A 16,592-nucleotide genomic window follows, 5' to 3' on the forward strand; every position below is an offset into this window, starting at 1 on the left:
AACGGGACGGAGCGGGTTCCGGACCCGCTCCGCCCCGCAGGACTCTCCGGCTCGCCGTCCCGGCCCCGGAGGGGGCGGGCCGCGGCGAGGGGTCAGGCCTTGACCGCGACCGCCTCGATCTCGACCAGCTGGTCGTCGTAGCCGAGCGCCGCCACGCCCAGCAGGGTGGCCGGGGCGTCGTGGTCGCCGAAGGCGCCGCGCACCACGTCCCAGGCGCGGACCAGGTCGGCCTGGTCGGAGGAGGCGACGTAGACGGTGTACTTGGCCACGTCGGTAAGCCGGGCGCCGGCGGCGTCCAGCGCGAGGACGAGGTTGTCCACGCACTTGCGCGCCTGGGCCTCGAAGTCGCCGGGGGCCGTGGTGGAGCCGTCCAGCTCCAGCGGGCAGGCCCCGGCGGCGAAGACGGTGCGGTCGTTGACGACCGCCGCGTAGGCGTAGTCGATCTGGTCGGTGAGCCGGTCGTCCTTGCGGATCATCTCAATATGTGAACTCATCGCCGGAGACCTTAGCGGGAACGGGGTCAGCGGTACCAGCCATTTCCTTGCGTGAAGCAGCGCACCAGGTAGTCGCGGAGCGAGACCGCCGCCAGCCGGCGCCGGTCGGTCTCGTGGTCCCAGACCACGATGCCCGGCCCGTAGTCGGTGTGCACGTAGGCGAACTGCGGGCCCATGTCGCTGTCGCCGAAGAAGATCATCTCGTCGAAGGGCGCGTACAGCTCGGCGTAGTCGGGTTCGCCGCGCATCGCCAGGTTGTCCTCGATGAGCCGGTGCGCGGACCAGACCACCTCGTCGCCGTACTCGTTGCGGACCCCGTCGGCCTCCCGCAGCAGCGAGGCGAGCTCGAAGGGCAGCGGAAGGGAGAGCGCCCGCTCCACCGCCGCCAGCACGGCCTCGTCGGCCGGCGGCACCGGCTCCGCCTCCGGGTACAGTTCACCGATCAGTTCTCGCCACACATGGTGAATCATCACAGCTCGGGCCGGGATGCGGGAAACCGGCGGGGGCGAGTCCCCCGATTCGCCCGCCCGATCGCCCCGTGATCGGCGGGTTCGCCCGCTTCGCGCCGGGCGCGCGGCCCGCCGATGTGCATAGGCCCCCTCGAGTGGAATATCCTGCTCTCGCTCCCCGTTAGGGGGGTGTGCGGGCCGGTGCGGTAGAAAGTGTCCCCCGGGCTCCATTCAATGCCTTCGCGGAATACCGCGCCGGGCGCCGGCCTCCGGGCCGGTGCACCCGGCGGTCTTAGGAGCCGCGTTGCGCCCTGCGCCGTGAGGCGACCGCCGTATCGGCCCGCACGAGACTTCACGAGGGCCTCGCCGGATCCCGGCGGGGCCCTCGCTCTCTCCCCTTCCTTCCCGTTCATCCTTTTTGCGGTATTTCACACACGACGCTCCGGTGACCCGCCGGAATCGCCGCACTTCACACGGTCACCCCCCTGCCCGCCTCCGTCCGGCTCAATGGTGAGTGCCCCCGCCGCATCCGCAGACGAGGAGAGACGGATGAAGCCCACCGCCCGCCGCACCTGTGCACTGGCCCTCGGCGCCGCCCTCGCACTGGCCGCGGCGCCGGCCCCGGCGGCCGCCGACGGCTACCCCGGCTACACCGCCAGCCGCTACACCCCGCTCACCGGCGGCGCCGCCGACCTGACCGGGGCGGAGAAGGCCGGCTGCGCCGAGGGGGAGGTCGGCCGGAGCGGCCCGCGGGTGCTGTTCTTCGGCACCCAGCAGTCCGACGGCCGGCTGCGCCAGCCCGGCACCAGCTCCGGCAGCCGCACACCGCGCTCCGCCACCTCGCACGCGGTGGCCGTCGCGGCAGCCTGGGCCGAGGGCTTCACCGCCTGCTCGCCCGGCGGCGCCACCGCCGAACTCGCCCTGGGCGTCAACAACAAGGAGGACGGCGGGGCCTCCGCCTCCGGCGCCGGCCGGGACTGGGCCCGGGTCGTGGAGTCGGCCGCGGAGAAGGCCGCCACCTCCAAGGTGCGCATCGCCGGGGCGGTGGACGCCGAGCCGTCCTGGTCCTCGCCCGAATGGGCGCGGAGCTGGGTGGACGCCTACGTCTCCGCCACCGGGAGCCGGCTGTACGCGGTCAACTCCGCCGACTCCTGCCCGGAGTACGGCTCCTCCTCCGCCTCCTGCGCCAACGGCTGGAAGCTCTCCGACGTGTACTACGTGGCCTCCGGGGCCTCCGCGCAGATCCAGGCCGTCCCGCAGATCTACCGGACCAACGGCACCCAGGCCCGCCAGTGGGCCGCGGTCAGCGCCTGGGGTGCGAAGCACTCCTCCGGCCCGGTCCGCTTCGTCGGCTCGATGTCCCAGCGCACCGCCTGCAACCAGCGCGGCGGCTGCAAGGGCACCGACAACACCGCCAAGACCGCCTGGAGCCAGCTGCGCGCCGAGCTCAACGCGCACGAGGAGACCCGCGTCGGCGACCTGCCCTACGCCAGCGACATGCGCTGGCCCTGACGGATCCCGGTGCGGGCGCGCGTCCGCGCCCGCACCGGGCCCTCCCCGGCGGCGTCCGCGGCGTTTCGGTGCCTTCCGCGGGCACGGAAGGCACCGAAACGCCGCGAAAGGCCGGGAACGGGCAGGAAACGGCGCCCCCGGCGCGGATTTAGGCCTCCCGCCGGCCCCCTGCGAGCGGTTATCTTCGCCGTGCATCTCCCGAACCCGCTCCCAGGGAGGACGGACCCCCCATGCCGCTCACCCCCGCGCCGCGCCGACTGGCCGCGGCACTGGCCGCCGGCGCCCTGATCGGACTCCTGGCCCCCGCAGCGGCGGCCGGCGCCGACGAGCAGCGGACCGCCGCCGTGAACCTCAGGACCCCCTTCGACTGCGGCCAGGTGTGGAACGCCAACACCCGGACCAACCACAACCCCCAGCTCTCCGTGGACTTCCAGCGCTCCGGCGCCCAGGGCAAGAACGTGCTCTCCAGCGCCTCGGGCACCGTCACCACCGTGGCCGACCGGGGGAACACCAGCTACGGCAAGTACATCGTGGTCAGCCACGGCCAGGGCATCACCACCCTCTACGCCCACCTGCAGTCCCAATCCGTCTCGGTCGGCGACAAGGTGAAGACCGGGACCCGCATCGGCAAGGTCGGCAGCACCGGCGGGTCCACCGGGCCGCACCTCCACTACGAGCAGCGGGTCGACGGCCGGGTGGTCCGCGTCGTCCTCAACGGCGTCAGGATCGCCTACTACGGCAACACCACCATCACCAGCAGCACCAACTGCTGATCCGCCGCTCCCCCGCGCCGGCCCGGGGCAGGTCCCGGGCCGGCGCGGGCCCCCCGGGGCCGGCGGTCAGTACACCAGCTCCGCCAGCGCCGCCCGGTGGTCGCTGCCCGGCACCGGGCGGACCTCCGCCGACACCGCCCGCGCCGACCGGTAGAGCACGTGGTCCAGCCGGACCGCGGGCGCCCCCGCCGGCCAGGTGAACCCCGGCCCCCACCCGGCGTCGCGCTGCGCCTCGCCGTACCCGGAGAAGGCGCCCATCGCCCGGTCGGTGGCCGCGGTGTTCAGGTCGGCCAGCACCACCACCGGCCCGTCGGCCGCGCGCGCCGCCTCCGCCAGCGCCGCCAGGGAGGCGTCCCGCGAACCGGACGTCCCCGGCCGCAGCGACGCCACGTGCCCGGCCACCACCGCCACCTCGCCGCCCGGCGCCCGGACCGCCAGCCGCACGCCCCGGATCCAGCCCACCGCCGGGTCCAGCGCTTCGACCGAGGCCACCGGGTACCGGCTCCACACCCCCACGGTGCCCTGCCTGACCCACTCCCCCGCGCCGCCGAACGCCCGCGGCGCGCACCCCTCGGGCCCGGTCAGCTCCTGCACCGCCACCACGTCGGCGCCCCAGCCGGCCGCCTCCCGCAGCGCCGCGCAGACCCGCTCGTTGCCGGCCCCCACGTTCAGTGTGGCCACGCCCAGGCGCGCACCACCCGCCCCGCCGCCGGGGGCCGGCACATAGGCCGGGACGAACAGCGCCGCCCACACCGCCGAGAGCGCCACCGCCGCCGCGGCGGCCGCCCTGGAACGCAGCGCCGCCCCGGCCGCCGCCGCGACCGGGGCAGCCAGCCCCAGCCAGGGCAGCCCCGACTCCAGCAGCACCCCCGCGTCCCCGGGGACCAGCCGGTGCCCGGCCAGCAGCACCGCCGCGGCCCCCGCCGCGGCGGCCGCCGCCGCGCCCGCGATCCGCTTCCAGGTCCATGAGCTCATGCACGGATCATGGCGGAGGCGGATGAGGAAGCGATGAGAATCCGGTGAGCGCGCCCCGCCCCTCGGCGGCCCGGCCGGCCGGAGCCGGGCCGCGCGGCTCAGCGGGTCCGGTAGCGCGCATAGATCAGCCCGCTGCCGAAGACGCGCTCCTCGACCAGCTCGAGATCGAGGCGCACGCCGCCGGGGAAGAACCGCTTGCCGCCGCCGACCACGCTCGTGGTGATGAACAGCCGGTACTCGTCCACCAGGCCGGCCGCGATCGCCTGGGCCGCGAGGTTCGGGCCGTCGACGGTGAGGTCGCGGTCGGCCCCGTCCTTGAGCCTGCGCACCGCGTCCGGGTCGAAGGTCCGCTCGATCCTGGTCCTCGCGCTGGACACCGAGTCGAGCGTCGTGGAGTAGACGATCTTCTCCGCGGCCTGCCAGTCGCGGGCGTACTGCAGGATGTGCGGCGGCCGGCCGGGATCGGTGTGCGCGGTCTCCCAGAAGACCATCGTCTCGTACATCCGCCGCCCGTAGAGGTACGTGCCGACGGGGCGGAAGAGGTCGTTGATGAAGGTGTGCACCTCCGGGTCCTCGGCCCCGGCGCCGAGGCCGCCCTCCGCCGCCTCGGCGTAGCCGTCGAGCGAGGTGACCATCGAATAGATGAGCTTCGCCATGCGTCCCCTCCGAGTACGAGCGCCGGCCTCCGGCGCGGGCGGTCCTGCGGGCTGTGACCCCCGCACGGCCCGGAACTCATCGGCCGGCCCCTCCGGCCGGGGCGGGCGGCCCCGCCCCATCCGGGCCTGTGGCTCTGTAGGTGAGTCGTAGTGCCGTTCGTCGTTCAGTACGGATGGTGCCCTCGTGCCGACGAAGTCGATGTCGCCGAGTTTCAATGGCAGTTGGAGCCTTGCGGTGGGATGATGTCTGTGCTTCTCGCGTTGGGGGCACCGATGCACCTGTCGAAATCCAAGGCCGATCTGGACGATCGCCCGCTACGGACGGGTCGACCTCCTCTGTATTGACGAATCAGGGTATATGGAGCTTGATCGCCGGGGTGCTGAGCTGCTGTTCCAGGTCCTGACCGAGCGCGAGGAGAAGAACAGCGTCGCCATCGCGTCCAACGGGAGTTTCGGCGTATGGACGAAGACGTTCACGGACCCGCGGCTCTGCACGGCCATCGTCGACCGCCTCACCTTCGACGCGGCCATCATCGAAACCGGCACGGACTCCTACCGCCTCGCCCAGACCAAAGCCCGCGCCGAGCAGGCCGCCGCACTCTGACCCCGCATCCTGACCGGCCGAGCGCCTCAGCGGAAGAGGGCGGCATTCTCCGCAGCCCACAGCCGGAACGATCTGGCCTGGGAGCCGGTGACCTGCGAAACGGTGTCGCGCACCGTCAGCAGTTCGTCGTTGACGTCTCCGCCCGTGACGTCGAGCACCGCGTCCGCGGCCTCATCCCCGAAGACCGCGGCCATCTGCGCGTGAGCCTCCTGCCGACTGATCTCGACGAAGGGAACACTCCGCCCGATCGCTGCCGCGATGGTCTCGACCTGCTGCCGGGCGGTCACCGGCTCCGGACCGGTCAGGGCATACGTCCGCTCCTTGTGGCCGGGCTCCGTCAGCGCTACCCGCGCCACGGATGCGATGTCCGCCGGGTGGATGGTGGGCAGTCCGATGTCCGCATACGGCGCGCGGACCGTTTCACGGTCACGGATCGACACCGCCCACATCAGAGCATTCGAGGCGAACTGTGTCGGCCGCAGGATCGTCCAGTCCATGCCGCTGTCCTTGAGCAGCAGCTCTACCGCGAGGTTCTCGCCGGCGGGGCCCAGATACGGATGGGTCTGGACGGTAATGGACGACACCAGCACCACATGCTCCACACCCGCCAGCCGGGCGGCCTCGATGATCTCGGCATCCGGACCCAGACGCGACACGAGGAACAGCGAACGCACCCCATCCAGAGCGGGCTTCAACGATTCCGGTTCCGCGAAGTCACCCTCAACGGCCTCGACCCCTTCAGGGAACGTGGCCCGTGAGGCGTCACGGGTGAACCCTCTCAACGGCCCCACACCGCCTGCGTGCAACTCCCTCAGCAGCGCACTTCCTATGTTTCCGGTGGCTCCGGTCACGAGGATCACGGGCGCGTTCTCCTGTCGTCAGATGATCAACCTGAGGAACACGCTAAAAGCTCAATCGCACTTCAGGTCAAGGAGGGCCCTGCCCCTTCCTGCTGCCGGATGCACGCGAACACCCCGGCGCTTCGCGCCGGGGACTGCTCTCCATCGCTCTACCACTGCCCTTGCCGCAAACCCGAATGACATCGAAACTCACCGACATTCAGAAGCACTCGGACCCTCCACTGACATCCGAACTCAACGACAAACGACATCCGTTGAGAGCTACGCAGCCAGGGCCTGCCGGCCCCGGACCGGCGGAGAGGCCGGGCGGTCCGACCGCCCCTGATCGAGGAGCGGGCCTGCTCCTCCGACTCCGAGCGGACCCGGGCCCCGGAGGAGTTCCCGCACGCCTGCGGCCGCCACCGCCACCGCACCGGGAGGGCGGCCACCGACCAGCCGCGTGAACAGCGCACCGGGGTACGGCGGCTAGCCGCGGCCCAGGTAGGGCATGCCGGTCGCCATGACCGTCATGAACGGCACGCTGACGTCCAGCGGCAGGTCGGCGATCCCGGCCACGGTGCGCCCCACGTGGGCGGCGTCGAAGACCGGCTCGGCGGCCCGGCTCCCGTCGGCCTGGAGCGTGCCGGCCGCGATTCCGGCGGTCAGCTCGGTGGCGGCGTTGCCGATATCGATCTGGCCGCAGGCGATGCCCAGCGGCCGCCCCTCCAGCGCCAGCGACTTGGTCAGCCCGGTGACCGCGTGCTTGGTGGCGGTGTAGCCGACCGACATCGGCCGCGGCGCGTGCGCCGAGATCGACCCGTTGTTGATGATCCGCCCGCCCCGGGGGTCCTGCTCGCGCATCATCCGGAACGCCTCCCGCGCGCACCAGAACGCCCCGGTGAGGTTGACCTCCACCACGTGCCGCCACGCGTCGTCGCCGACCTCGTCCACCGGGGCGGGCGGCGGCATCGCGCCGGCGTTGTTGAACAGCACGTCCAACCGCCCCCACTCCCGGCCGACCCGCGCGAACACCTCGCGCACCCGGTCGGGGTCGGCCACGTCGGCGGGGAGCGGCAGCGCCCGCTCCCCCGCCCCCGAGGCCGCCGCGGTCTCCTCCAGCCGCTCGGCCCTCCGGCCGACCAGCGCCACCGCGTACCCCCGCGCCAGCAGCTCCAGCGCCACCGCCCGGCCGATGCCGCTGCCCGCACCGGTCACCACCGCCGTCCGCGGGACACCCGCGCCGTCCGCCGCCACCTGCGTCTCCTCTCGACACCGCGCCCGCCCTCCGGCGGGTCGGCCGAACCCTACCGACCCGCCCGCCGGGCGCCTCCCCCGGCCGGGGGACAATCGCCCCATGGACATCGCCGACCACATCGACGCGCTCGCCGCCCAGGGCCCCATGCTCGCCGACGCCGCGCACCGCGCCGGCCCCGGCGCGCCGGTCCCCCCCTGCCCCGGCTGGACCGTCCGCGACCTGCTCGCCCACACCGGGGCGGTGCACCGCTGGGCCCGCGCCCAGCTGCGCGCCGGCGCCGGGGACGAACCGCTCACCCCCGAGCGGCGCCGCGGCGAGTTCCCCGCCCCCGAGGACGCCGACCTCACCGGCTGGTACCTGGACGGGCACGGCGCGCTCCTGGACGCCCTCGCCCACTACGCCGAGCACCGCCCCGGCCTGGAGGCCTTCACCTTCCTGCCCGGCGCCCCCTCGGCGCTGGCGTTCTGGGCCCGCCGCCAGGCCCACGAGACCGCCGTGCACCGGGTCGACGCCGAGCTCGCCGCAGGCGGGCCGGTCACTCCGCTGCCGCCAGCCTTCGCCGCCGACGGGGTCGACGAGCTCCTCAACGGCTTCCTCTCCCGCCCGGGACGGGCCCGCGCCCCCGTCCCGCGCAGCATCGCCGTGCAGGCCACCGACGCCGACTGCGCCCACCGCGTCGAGCTCTCCCCCGACGGCGCGCGCACGGCCGGTGCGGGGCCGGCCGACGTCCGCATCACCGCCCCCGCGCACGACCTCTACCTGGTGCTGTGGAACCGCGCCGAGCCCCGCCCCGGGCAGGCCGATGGCGACCCCGACGCGCTGAAGGCCTGGCGCGAGGCCGCTCGCGTCTGACGGGACCGCCCCGCCCGCCGTTGTCCTCGGCGTCGTCGCCGTCTCAAAGCGGAAGTACTGCAAGGAACGGCGGGATAAGGAACGGCGGGATGGGGTGCGGCCGTCGTCCGGGTGCGGCGCCTCGCGGGGCAGGGGTTCAGACCGGCGGCGACGGCCGGGAGGGGACCGGATGGTCGGTCGGGCGCGGCGCCCCGCAGGGCGGGGTTCAAGCGGGCGGCGACGGCGCAGGAAGGGACGAGGCGGAGGCGGCCGCCCGTGCGCGGCGCCCCACGGAGCGAAGGCCCAGACCGGCAACGACGGCGCAGGCAGGAACCGGGCCGGGCGCCACACACGGGCGCGGCATCTCGCGGAGCGGGGGTTCAAGCGGGCGGCGACGGCGCGGGCAGGGGCGGGGGCGGGCACCCCGGCCGGGCGCGGCGCCCCACGGGGCCGGGGTTCAAGCGGGCGGCGAAGGCGGGAGTGGGCGGGCGCCGCGTTCACCGGCCCGGCGCGTGCTCCCGGCGGGGAGGCGGCGGCGCCCCAGCGAAGGGGGCGGGCCCGCCCGAGCCGAGCAGGGTGGCCTCATCCCCTATGCCGGGTTTGCGGCGGGGAACGGGCGGGGGCGGGGGCGCCCTGCGCACCTCCGCGGCACCCCGATTACATCTACCAGCGAGTAGTGAGCCCCGAGGCCCCCACCACCCCCTCGCCGATTACCCAGAGTGGCCAAAGCGAGGCTTTCCGGGGGAACAAAAGCGACATCTCACCCCCGCGCCGCCCCTGCCCGGGTTCCGGCCCTCTGGTTTGCGGCCTTGCGGGCGACTCGAACCCTCCATCGCTGGCTTGATCAGGGCGAATCGGGGCTTCCGGGGGCCGATCCGGGCCGGGGTGCGCGCCCGGGAATCACCGGGGTGCTCTCGCGGTGCGCAGGGCGCCCCTCCCCATCATCACCCTGCGTATTTACCTAGGTCAGGGTAGGGAGATGGTTTCAAGGGCGGCCGCCCCGGCGCTGCGGAGGGGCGGGTGCGGCGACCCTGCCGCCCCGGCCGGCCCTGCTCTGCTCTGCCGCACCCGACCGGCCGGCCGGTGCCCCCCGCCCTCGCCGCCCGCTTGAACCCCCGCCCCGTGGGGCGCCGCGCTCGGGCGATCGCCTTCGCCCCGCCCCTTCCTCCACCGTCGCCGCCCGCTTGAGCCTTCGCTCCGCGAGGCGCTGTACCCGACCGGCCGGCCGGTCCCCCTCCCTCCGCCGTCGCCGCCCGTCTGCACCTTCGCCCCGTGAGACGCCGCACCCGGGCGGGGCGTCACTCGTCCCTCGTCCTCCCCGAGTTCCTCGTTGCGACGACCACGTGACGACAAACCACTGGGGGCCGTAATGCCAAGATCATCGAGAGGCAGGGGAACGGGCCTTAGGGGACCTGGCACCACTGCCCCGGTCCGCGCGCCGGGCCACAATTGGGGGAGGGCGGTGCGGCGCACCGCCCCGGCCCGGCGACCGTAGAAAGCGACGAAGATGCCCAGCACCGACCACCCGACCGCCAGACGCACGGCCCTGCTGGCCTGGTCCCTGCTGTTCATCCCGCTCGCCGCCACCGGCCTGCTACTGACCGCGCTGTTCGCGATCGCCCTGGGGCTCTCCTCCATCTGGATCGGCCTGCCCATCGCGGTGATGCTCAGTCCGCTGATCCGCACCCTGGCCGACACGCACCGCCGCACCCTGGGCCGGTTCCTCGACGAGGGACCGATTCCGACCCCCTACGGGCCGCAGGACGGGCTGCTCAAGCGGCTGCGCGCCACCGGCCACGTGGCCTGGCGGGACATGTCGCTCTCCCAGCGGATCCGCACCACGCTGTCCTCCACCGCCATCTGGCGCGACCTGGCCTGGCTGCTGCTCAACGGCACCGTCGGGGTGCTGCTGGGAGCCCTGCCCGCGCTGCTGGTGGTCTACGCCGTCTACCTCGTGCTGCACGCCCTGGTGCTGTGGCGGGTCGCCCCGCTGTTCGGCCTGGAGTTCTTCGGCGGCCAGGCCGGCGCCCTGCTCGCCCTCGTCCCCGCCGCCGCGTTCCTGGCGCTGTTCTGGTTCTACGGGGCGGCGATGGTGCGCGGCTACGCCAAGCTGGGCCGCTGGCTGCTGGCCCCCACCGAGAAGGAGCGGCTGACCGCGCGCGTCGCCCAGCTGGCCACCTCCCGCGCCGACACCATCGACGCCCAGGCCTCCGAGGTGCGCCGGATCGAGCGCGACCTGCACGACGGCGCGCAGGCCCGGCTGGTGGCCCTGGGCATGAGCCTGGGCATGGCCGAGGAGATGCTCGCGCGCGACCCCGAGACGGCCCGGCGGATGCTCTCCGAGGCCCGCGAGACCACCCGCGAGGCCCTCACCGAGCTGCGCGACCTGGTCCGCGGCATCCACCCGCCGGTGCTGGTGGAGCGCGGCCTGGACGGCGCGGTGCGGGCGCTGGCCATCTCCCAGCGGCTGCCGATAGAGGTCGACATCGACCTGCCGGGGCGGCCCGCCGACCCGGTGGAGTCGGCGGCCTACTTCGCGGTGGTGGAGGTGCTCACCAACGCGGCCAAGCACTCCGGGGCCGGGCGCGCCTGGGTGCGCATCAACTACGGGCGCGACCGGATGGTCATCCTGGTCGGCGACGACGGCCGCGGCGGGGCCGACTTCTCCGGAGGCACCGGGCTGCAGGGCATCCGGCGCAGGCTCGCCGCCTTCGATGGGACGATGAGCGTCGTCAGCCCGACTGGCGGGCCGACCATCGTCACCATGGAGCTGCCGTGCGCGTTGTCATCGCCGAAGACCTCGCCCTCCTCAGAGAAGGCCTGATCAGGCTCTTGGAAGGCCACGATTTCACCGTGGTCGCCGCGGTGGAGAGCGGCCCCGAGCTGCGCGACGCCCTGCTGGAGCACCGCCCGGACGTGGCCGTGGTCGACGTGCGCCTGCCCCCGACCTTCACCGACGAGGGGCTGCAGGCCGCCATCCAGGCGCGCGGCAGCGTCCCCGGGCTGCCGGTGCTGGTGCTCTCCCAGCACGTCGAGCAGCTCTACGCCCGCGAACTGCTCTCCGACGACCGGGGGGCGGTCGGCTACCTGCTCAAGGACCGGGTGTTCGACGTCGGCCAGTTCATCGACGCGGTCCGCCGGGTGGCGGCCGGCGGCACCGCGATGGACCCGGCGGTCATCTCCCAGCTGCTGGCCAAGCGGGCCGACGACGGCCCGCTGGCGTCCCTCACCCCGCGCGAGCGCGAGGTTCTGGGAGAGATGGCGGAGGGGCGGTCCAACACCGCCATCGCCTCCCGGCTGTTCATCACCGACAAGGCGGTCAGCAAGCACATCAACAACATCTTCACCAAGCTGGACCTGCCGCCGTCCAATGACGACAGCCGCCGGGTACTGGCGGTGCTGGCGTACCTGAACAACCGCTGAGGCACTTCAGGCGAGGAGGTCCCCGCCCCCTTCAGGGGACCTCCAGGCGGTTCCGGTCCGCTCCCACCCGAGCCGTTCCAGGAGAGGGTGGAGCGGTTTCGCCGGACGGGCGTGCGGGTGCTCCAGCCGCGAGATGAATTCGTCCAGGTCGAATTCGATCACGGTCTTTTCGGTCGGGGTGTCGGGATCCATCGCGGTCGCGATCCAGAGTGACGGTGTGCACCGAATGTGCCATTTGTTCCCGTACCAGTGCTTGAGGACTTTCAGGGCGGCTTGCCTTGCGTCGTTCTGCATAACCGATACGGTGACGCTGCCGCTTTGACCAGGCAATAAGACTTACCCAGTCGTCCCGAACCGGACATGGGGGTGTCGAAGCGTATCGTGGCCGTGCCACACTGTGCGCATGAGTACCGAGCGGGTGTCGAGCACCTGGGCCGAGTTCGGTCGGGAACTGCGTGCCGCCCGACTTCAGGCCGGATTGTCCATCGATCAGCTGGCCGGGGCGATCTCGGCCTCTCCCTCCCTGGTCTCGAAAATGGAACGCGGCGTCCGGAGCACTTCCCGGACCGCAGCAGAGACCCTGGACACGGAACTGGGCGCGGACGGGGCACTTCTGTCCGCTTGGGGGCAGGCACTGAAGCGCGCCGCCCTTCCGAATTGGGCCGCCCAGGTATCGAAGAGCGAAGAGCGCTCAACCTCGCTGCAGATTTTCAGCCCGATCGCGATCACGGGCCTGCTGCAGATTCCGGAATACTCATCCGAGCTTTACCGAGACACCGAGCCGGATATGGAAGACGAGCAGATAAAGACTCTCGTCGCTTCCCGCTCCGAACGGATCTCCCGCCTATCCGGGTGCGATATCACCTGCCTGATGGACGAAAGCGTTCTACGCCGCCCGGTCGGCGGCCCCGAGGTCATGCGGCATCAGCTGGATTCCCTGCTGGGGGTGACCGGGGTTCGCATCCTCGTCCTCCCTGCGACCGCCAAGACCGCCGCATGGTCCGTGGGAGGATTCAGGATCATCGGGTTCAGCGACCGGGCCCCGGTGGCGGCTGCCGACGGTCCGACCGGTGAGTCTCTGATCTCAGAGCCGGCAGAGGTCAAACGATTGGCGGCAATATGGTCTGACTTGGTTTCCTGGGCGTGCGACCCTCTACAGACAGCCGAGTTGATCAAAAGGATCAGAGATGCTCACTGACGACTTCCGAAAGTCCAGCTATTCACAGCCGCGCGGCGAATGCGTGGCCGCCCGCTTGGAGGGCCCGGGGGTGGCCGTCGCCGACACTGCCACTCCCGGACAGTCACCCGTCGCCCTCTCCCGGGAAGCCTGGGTGGCTCTGCTGGCCTCGCTGCGGGGCTGAACCGCGCGGAAGGCCGCCCCGCCGCGTGCTGCGGCGGGGCGGCCTTTCCGCTTCCCGTCTCTCCTCTTCCCGTCAGCCCTGGCGGCCCGGTTCGACCGAGCGGTACAGGCCCTCGATCTCCTCGGCGAACGCCCGCAGCACCGCGTCGCGGCGCAGCGAGCCGTCCGGGAGCAGCAGGCCGCTCTGCGGGGTGAACTCCTCGGCCAGCACGTGGAAGGCGCGCACCGTCAGCGGCGCCGGGACCGTCGTGTTGGCCTCGCCGACCGCGTACTCGATCTCGCGGAGCAGGTCGGGATCGGCGGCGATCTCCTCCGGGGAGGCGTTCAGCGGCCGGTTGTTCACCAGCCGCCAGTACTCCAGCTGGTCGGCGGCGAGGGTGACCAGCGCGGTGCAGTAGGGCCGCCCCCGGCCGATCACCATCACCTGGCCGACCAGGGAGTGCCCGCCGATCCGGCGCTCCAGGCCGGCCACGATCTCCTCGGGGTCGGTGGGCGCCGGCTGTGCTGCCGCGGGGGCGGCGGCCGGCAGCGCGGGCGCCGCGGGGCGGGCCTGCTCCACCGCCTGCTGCTGCGCGGGGGCGCCTGGGGCCTCCTCCTGCGGGGCGGTGGCGGGCTCGGCGGCCGGCAGCGCGGGCGCCGCCGCGGCCGGGTCGGCCCCGCCGCCGGAGCGCTCCGGCGGCGGCTGCGGCATCGCGGCGCGGCGCGGCGCCGGGTCCGCGCAGGCCTGCACCCGCAGCCGCCCGGTCACCGTGAGGTAGCCGTCCTCGTCGATCTCGCCGGTGTAGCCGGTGGCCAGCCAGCCGTCCCGGAACGCCGACTCCCCGGCGGCCTGGGCGTTCCAGTACCCGGGGAAGACCCCGGGGCCGTGCGCGAACAGCTCGCCGCCCGGGCCCACCCGCAGCTCGACGCCCTCCAGCGCGGTGCCGTGCGTCCCGGCGCGGCGCGCGCCGGGCGCGCCCGCGGTGAGCGCGCCGCCGGCCTCGGTGCTGCCGAACACCTGCACCAGCGGTACGCCGGCGCCGTTGTAGAAGTGGTCCAGCGTGGCGGGCACCCGCCCGCCGAGGCTCACCGCCAGCCGCAGCCGCCCGCCGTAGGCCTCCCGGAACCGGCTGTACATCCAGTCGTACATGGCCATGGAGACCCGCTTCCAGGCGCCCTTGCGGCCGCCCCGGTCGTACTCCGCGGCGATCTCGGCGGCCGCGCCGAAGGCGCTGTTGCTGTCCCAGCCGCTCTGCCGGGCCCGCCGCTCCTCGGCGGCGTACACCTCCTCCAGGGTGCGCGCCGCGGCCACCAGCACCGCGGGGCGGAACGCCCGGGCCTGCTCCACCAGCTTCTCGGCCGGGTCCACCACGCCCACGCGCACCCGCGCCAGCATGCACGCCGCCACCGCGGCCTGCCCGGAGGAGTCCGAGAGCGGCAGGTGCACCAGGGCTCCGGCCGAGCCCGCCCCGGCCCCGCGCAGCGCCGGCAGCAGCCGGTCGGCGAGGGCGCGGGCCGCGGCCAGCCGGTTGCCGTGGCTGAGCACCGCGCCGGGGCGGCGCACGTCGGTCCCGGCGGGGTAGACGATGACCGCGGGGTCGGCCGCGGTGGTCTCCTCCAGGCGGAACCGCACCGCCGAGGAGTCCATGTAGGCGCCGGGGCGGGTCACCGCCTCCAGGCCCTCGGGGCCGTCCAGCCGCCATACCCGGCTCAGGTCGGGGATGTCCCGGGAGGCCGCCGAGGCGGCCGCGGCCAGCCGGCCGTCGCCCAGCACCACCGCGGCCGGGCGGCAGTCGCGCACCGCGTGCAGCAGCCGCGCCTGGGAGCAGTTGGCCGGCAGCGGGACGGCGACCGCCCGCACGGCCCAGACCGCGAAGTGCATCAGCACCTGGTCGTAGTCGGAGCCGCCGACGATGACGACCCGGTCGCCGGCGTCCACCCCGGTGCCGATGAGCCCCTTGGCGACCGCGGTGACGTCGTTGAGCATCCGCGCCGCCGTCACCCGCTCCCAGGCGCCCTCGCCGTCACGCCGCGCAGCGACCTCGGCGCCGGGACCGTCCTCGGCGTTGCGGTAGAGGATGTCCGCCAGCCCGCGCAGCGACCCGGCGTCCAGCGTCCCCTCCCAAGCGGACCTCTGCCCCATTTCCTCCCGGCCCTTTCCTGGTCATACGTCCGCACGCCGGGGTTCTCCACCCGGTAACGCGCGTCGAATCCTGCCCACTGTGCCCCCGCCCGCACCCTCCGTCAACCCGGGTGCAGGCCCCGGCACGCTCCGTCACGGAACGGGGTTCGGTCCGGGGGCGGCGGCAGCGGGCCGCGGCGCGCGGCGGCCACCCCTTGTGCATGCGTGAGGACGGCGTGCACAATTCGCCTCTATGGAACGAAAGTGGCGTTTCCTCATCCCCCTGGCGGTTCTGCCCCTTCTCGCCGCCCAGCCCCTTCCCGCCGCCGCGGACGCTCCGCCCGGCCGCCCCGTCGACCCCCGCCCCGACACCGGGGAGCTCACCCGGCACCTCAAGGCCATCGAGCTCAAGAGCCGCGGCCGGGTCGACGTGGACGCCATCGGCACCAGCAACGAGGGCCGGCCGATCTTCGGCGCCTCGGTCGGGAAGGGGCCGCTGCGGCTGCTGTACGTCACCCAGCAGCACGGCAACGAGCCGCTGGGCACCCCGGCCGCGCTGAAGCTCCTGGAGGACCTGGGCACCGAGCGCACCCGGGAGAACCGCGCCATCCTGCGCGCCGTCACCATCGACATCGTGGTCCGCGCCAACCCCGACGGCCACGAGCGCGGCTGGCGGTACAACTACGACCCGGACGCCGACCCCGAGTACGGCGAGCCGGGCAAGGGCTACGACCCCAACCGCTACCACGACCCACAGGTCGCCCCGGAGGACAACCCCGTCCCCGAGTCCGCGGCCGTCCGCCGGCTGTACGACCGCGCCGACCCCGACCTGGTGGTCGACTACCACATGCAGGGCCGCTACGTCGACGACGACGGCGAGGAGATCACCGCCTCGGTGATGTGGCCCACCCACCCCGACGTCGGCTCCGAGGCCGTCGACCTGTCCCGGCAGGCCGTGGTGGCCTCCGCCGAGGCGATGGACGAGTCCTACGACGGGGCCAACGTCAGCCTCTACCCGGGCGGCGACTACCAGGGCATCTCCCGCAACGCCTACGGCCTGCTGGGCAGCGGCAGCGTCCTGGTCGAGCTGAGCGCCACCGGCCCCGACTGGGAGCAGGCGCAGATCGCCTCGGCCTACGACTCGATGTACGCCACCGCCGCGGCCGCCGCCGACGGCTCGCTGTTCGAGATCGACCCCGGCCTCGCCGACGAGCTGCCCGAGCGCGGCGAACCGGTGCCCTCCGCCGAGTCCCGGCCGCTGCACGCGGACGGCGACGACCTGGACTGATCCGCCCCGGACACGGCGGCGGGGGTCCGCGC

Annotated in this window: 16 protein-coding genes and 1 pseudogene; 9 read left to right on the top strand and 8 right to left on the bottom strand. The window is 73.6% G+C overall.

The genetic code is table 11. The features are described from left to right. Positions 1-92 precede the first annotated feature (92 nt). Both J0910_RS17055 and J0910_RS17060 read right to left on the bottom strand, forming a co-directional pair. On the bottom strand, positions 93-494 hold the full coding sequence (locus J0910_RS17055; protein WP_420159512.1) for a RidA family protein: 402 nt from the start codon (positions 492-494) through the stop codon (positions 93-95). A gap of 26 nt (positions 495-520) precedes the next feature. Further along, entirely contained in the window at positions 521-964 is a 444-nt protein-coding gene (locus J0910_RS17060; RefSeq protein ID WP_420159513.1) for an SMI1/KNR4 family protein, read from the bottom strand. A gap of 528 nt (positions 965-1,492) precedes the next feature. On the opposite strand from J0910_RS17060, the gene J0910_RS17065 reads away from it, so the two are divergent. Beyond that, positions 1,493-2,455 carry a hypothetical protein gene (locus tag J0910_RS17065; protein ID WP_420159514.1) on the top strand — a complete coding sequence of 321 codons (963 nt, stop codon included), beginning with the start codon at positions 1,493-1,495 and terminating at the stop codon, positions 2,453-2,455. A gap of 230 nt (positions 2,456-2,685) precedes the next feature. Further along, positions 2,686-3,228, top strand: coding sequence for a M23 family metallopeptidase (locus tag J0910_RS17070; RefSeq protein ID WP_420159515.1), 543 nt, complete (start codon positions 2,686-2,688; stop codon positions 3,226-3,228). 66 nt (positions 3,229-3,294) lie between these two features. Here J0910_RS17070 and J0910_RS17075 read toward each other — a convergent pair whose 3' ends face one another. Together J0910_RS17075 and J0910_RS17080 are read right to left on the bottom strand one after the other, a co-directional pair. Next, positions 3,295-4,203, bottom strand: coding sequence for an endonuclease/exonuclease/phosphatase family protein (locus tag J0910_RS17075; RefSeq protein WP_420159516.1), 909 nt, complete (start codon positions 4,201-4,203; stop codon positions 3,295-3,297). Positions 4,204-4,301: 98 nt separating this feature from the next. After that, positions 4,302-4,859 (bottom strand): dihydrofolate reductase family protein, encoded by a 558-nt coding sequence (locus J0910_RS17080; RefSeq protein ID WP_420159517.1) that lies wholly within the window; start codon positions 4,857-4,859, stop codon positions 4,302-4,304. Positions 4,860-5,163: 304 nt separating this feature from the next. Between J0910_RS17080 and J0910_RS17085 the strand changes: the two are divergent. After that, positions 5,164-5,463: pseudogene (locus tag J0910_RS17085) on the top strand (ATP-binding protein); the annotation flags it as partial. Positions 5,464-5,489: 26 nt separating this feature from the next. On the opposite strand, the gene J0910_RS17090 reads toward J0910_RS17085, so the two are convergent. Together J0910_RS17090 and J0910_RS17095 are read right to left on the bottom strand one after the other, a co-directional pair. After that, positions 5,490-6,323 carry an NAD(P)H-binding protein gene (locus J0910_RS17090; protein ID WP_420159518.1) on the bottom strand — a complete coding sequence of 278 codons (834 nt, stop codon included), beginning with the start codon at positions 6,321-6,323 and terminating at the stop codon, positions 5,490-5,492. 465 nt (positions 6,324-6,788) lie between these two features. Further along, complete coding sequence (locus tag J0910_RS17095; protein ID WP_420159519.1) at positions 6,789-7,556, bottom strand: SDR family oxidoreductase; 768 nt, start codon at positions 7,554-7,556, stop codon at positions 6,789-6,791. Positions 7,557-7,656: 100 nt separating this feature from the next. Here J0910_RS17095 and J0910_RS17100 point away from each other — a divergent pair, with 100 nt between their 5' ends. The 3 genes from J0910_RS17100 to J0910_RS17110 all read left to right on the top strand — a co-directional run bounded on the left by J0910_RS17100 (position 7,657) and on the right by J0910_RS17110 (position 11,811). Beyond that, complete coding sequence (locus tag J0910_RS17100; RefSeq protein ID WP_420159520.1) at positions 7,657-8,409, top strand: maleylpyruvate isomerase family mycothiol-dependent enzyme; 753 nt, start codon at positions 7,657-7,659, stop codon at positions 8,407-8,409. Positions 8,410-9,895: 1,486 nt separating this feature from the next. Then, positions 9,896-11,212 (top strand): sensor histidine kinase, encoded by a 1,317-nt coding sequence (locus J0910_RS17105; protein ID WP_420159521.1) that lies wholly within the window; start codon positions 9,896-9,898, stop codon positions 11,210-11,212. Next, positions 11,164-11,811, top strand: a complete 648-nt coding sequence (locus tag J0910_RS17110) for a LuxR C-terminal-related transcriptional regulator (protein ID WP_017593124.1) — start codon at positions 11,164-11,166, stop codon at positions 11,809-11,811. The genes J0910_RS17105 and J0910_RS17110 overlap by 49 nt, the downstream gene beginning before the upstream one ends. Positions 11,812-11,817: 6 nt before the next feature. Here J0910_RS17110 and J0910_RS17115 read toward each other — a convergent pair whose 3' ends face one another. Then, positions 11,818-12,105 carry a hypothetical protein gene (locus J0910_RS17115; RefSeq protein WP_420159522.1) on the bottom strand — a complete coding sequence of 96 codons (288 nt, stop codon included), beginning with the start codon at positions 12,103-12,105 and terminating at the stop codon, positions 11,818-11,820. A 109-nt stretch (positions 12,106-12,214) separates the two neighbouring features. On the opposite strand from J0910_RS17115, the gene J0910_RS17120 reads away from it, so the two are divergent. Both J0910_RS17120 and J0910_RS17125 read left to right on the top strand, forming a co-directional pair. Beyond that, positions 12,215-13,009 carry a helix-turn-helix domain-containing protein gene (locus J0910_RS17120; protein ID WP_420159523.1) on the top strand — a complete coding sequence of 265 codons (795 nt, stop codon included), beginning with the start codon at positions 12,215-12,217 and terminating at the stop codon, positions 13,007-13,009. Further along, positions 12,999-13,172, top strand: coding sequence for a DUF397 domain-containing protein (locus J0910_RS17125; protein WP_420159524.1), 174 nt, complete (start codon positions 12,999-13,001; stop codon positions 13,170-13,172). Before J0910_RS17120 ends, J0910_RS17125 begins: the two co-directional genes overlap by 11 nt. A gap of 72 nt (positions 13,173-13,244) precedes the next feature. Here J0910_RS17125 and J0910_RS17130 read toward each other — a convergent pair whose 3' ends face one another. After that, on the bottom strand, positions 13,245-15,293 hold the full coding sequence (locus tag J0910_RS17130; protein WP_420159525.1) for an AMP-binding protein: 2,049 nt from the start codon (positions 15,291-15,293) through the stop codon (positions 13,245-13,247). Between the two features lie 232 nt (positions 15,294-15,525). Here J0910_RS17130 and J0910_RS17135 point away from each other — a divergent pair, with 232 nt between their 5' ends. Then, positions 15,526-16,560: a M14 family zinc carboxypeptidase gene (locus tag J0910_RS17135; protein ID WP_420159526.1), complete on the top strand. Its 1,035-nt coding sequence runs from the start codon at positions 15,526-15,528 to the stop codon at positions 16,558-16,560. The last annotated feature ends 32 nt before the right edge of the window (positions 16,561-16,592 follow it).

This window comes from Nocardiopsis oceanisediminis (genome assembly GCF_048595525.1).
Lineage (GTDB): Bacteria > Actinomycetota > Actinomycetes > Streptosporangiales > Streptosporangiaceae > Nocardiopsis_A > Nocardiopsis_A oceanisediminis.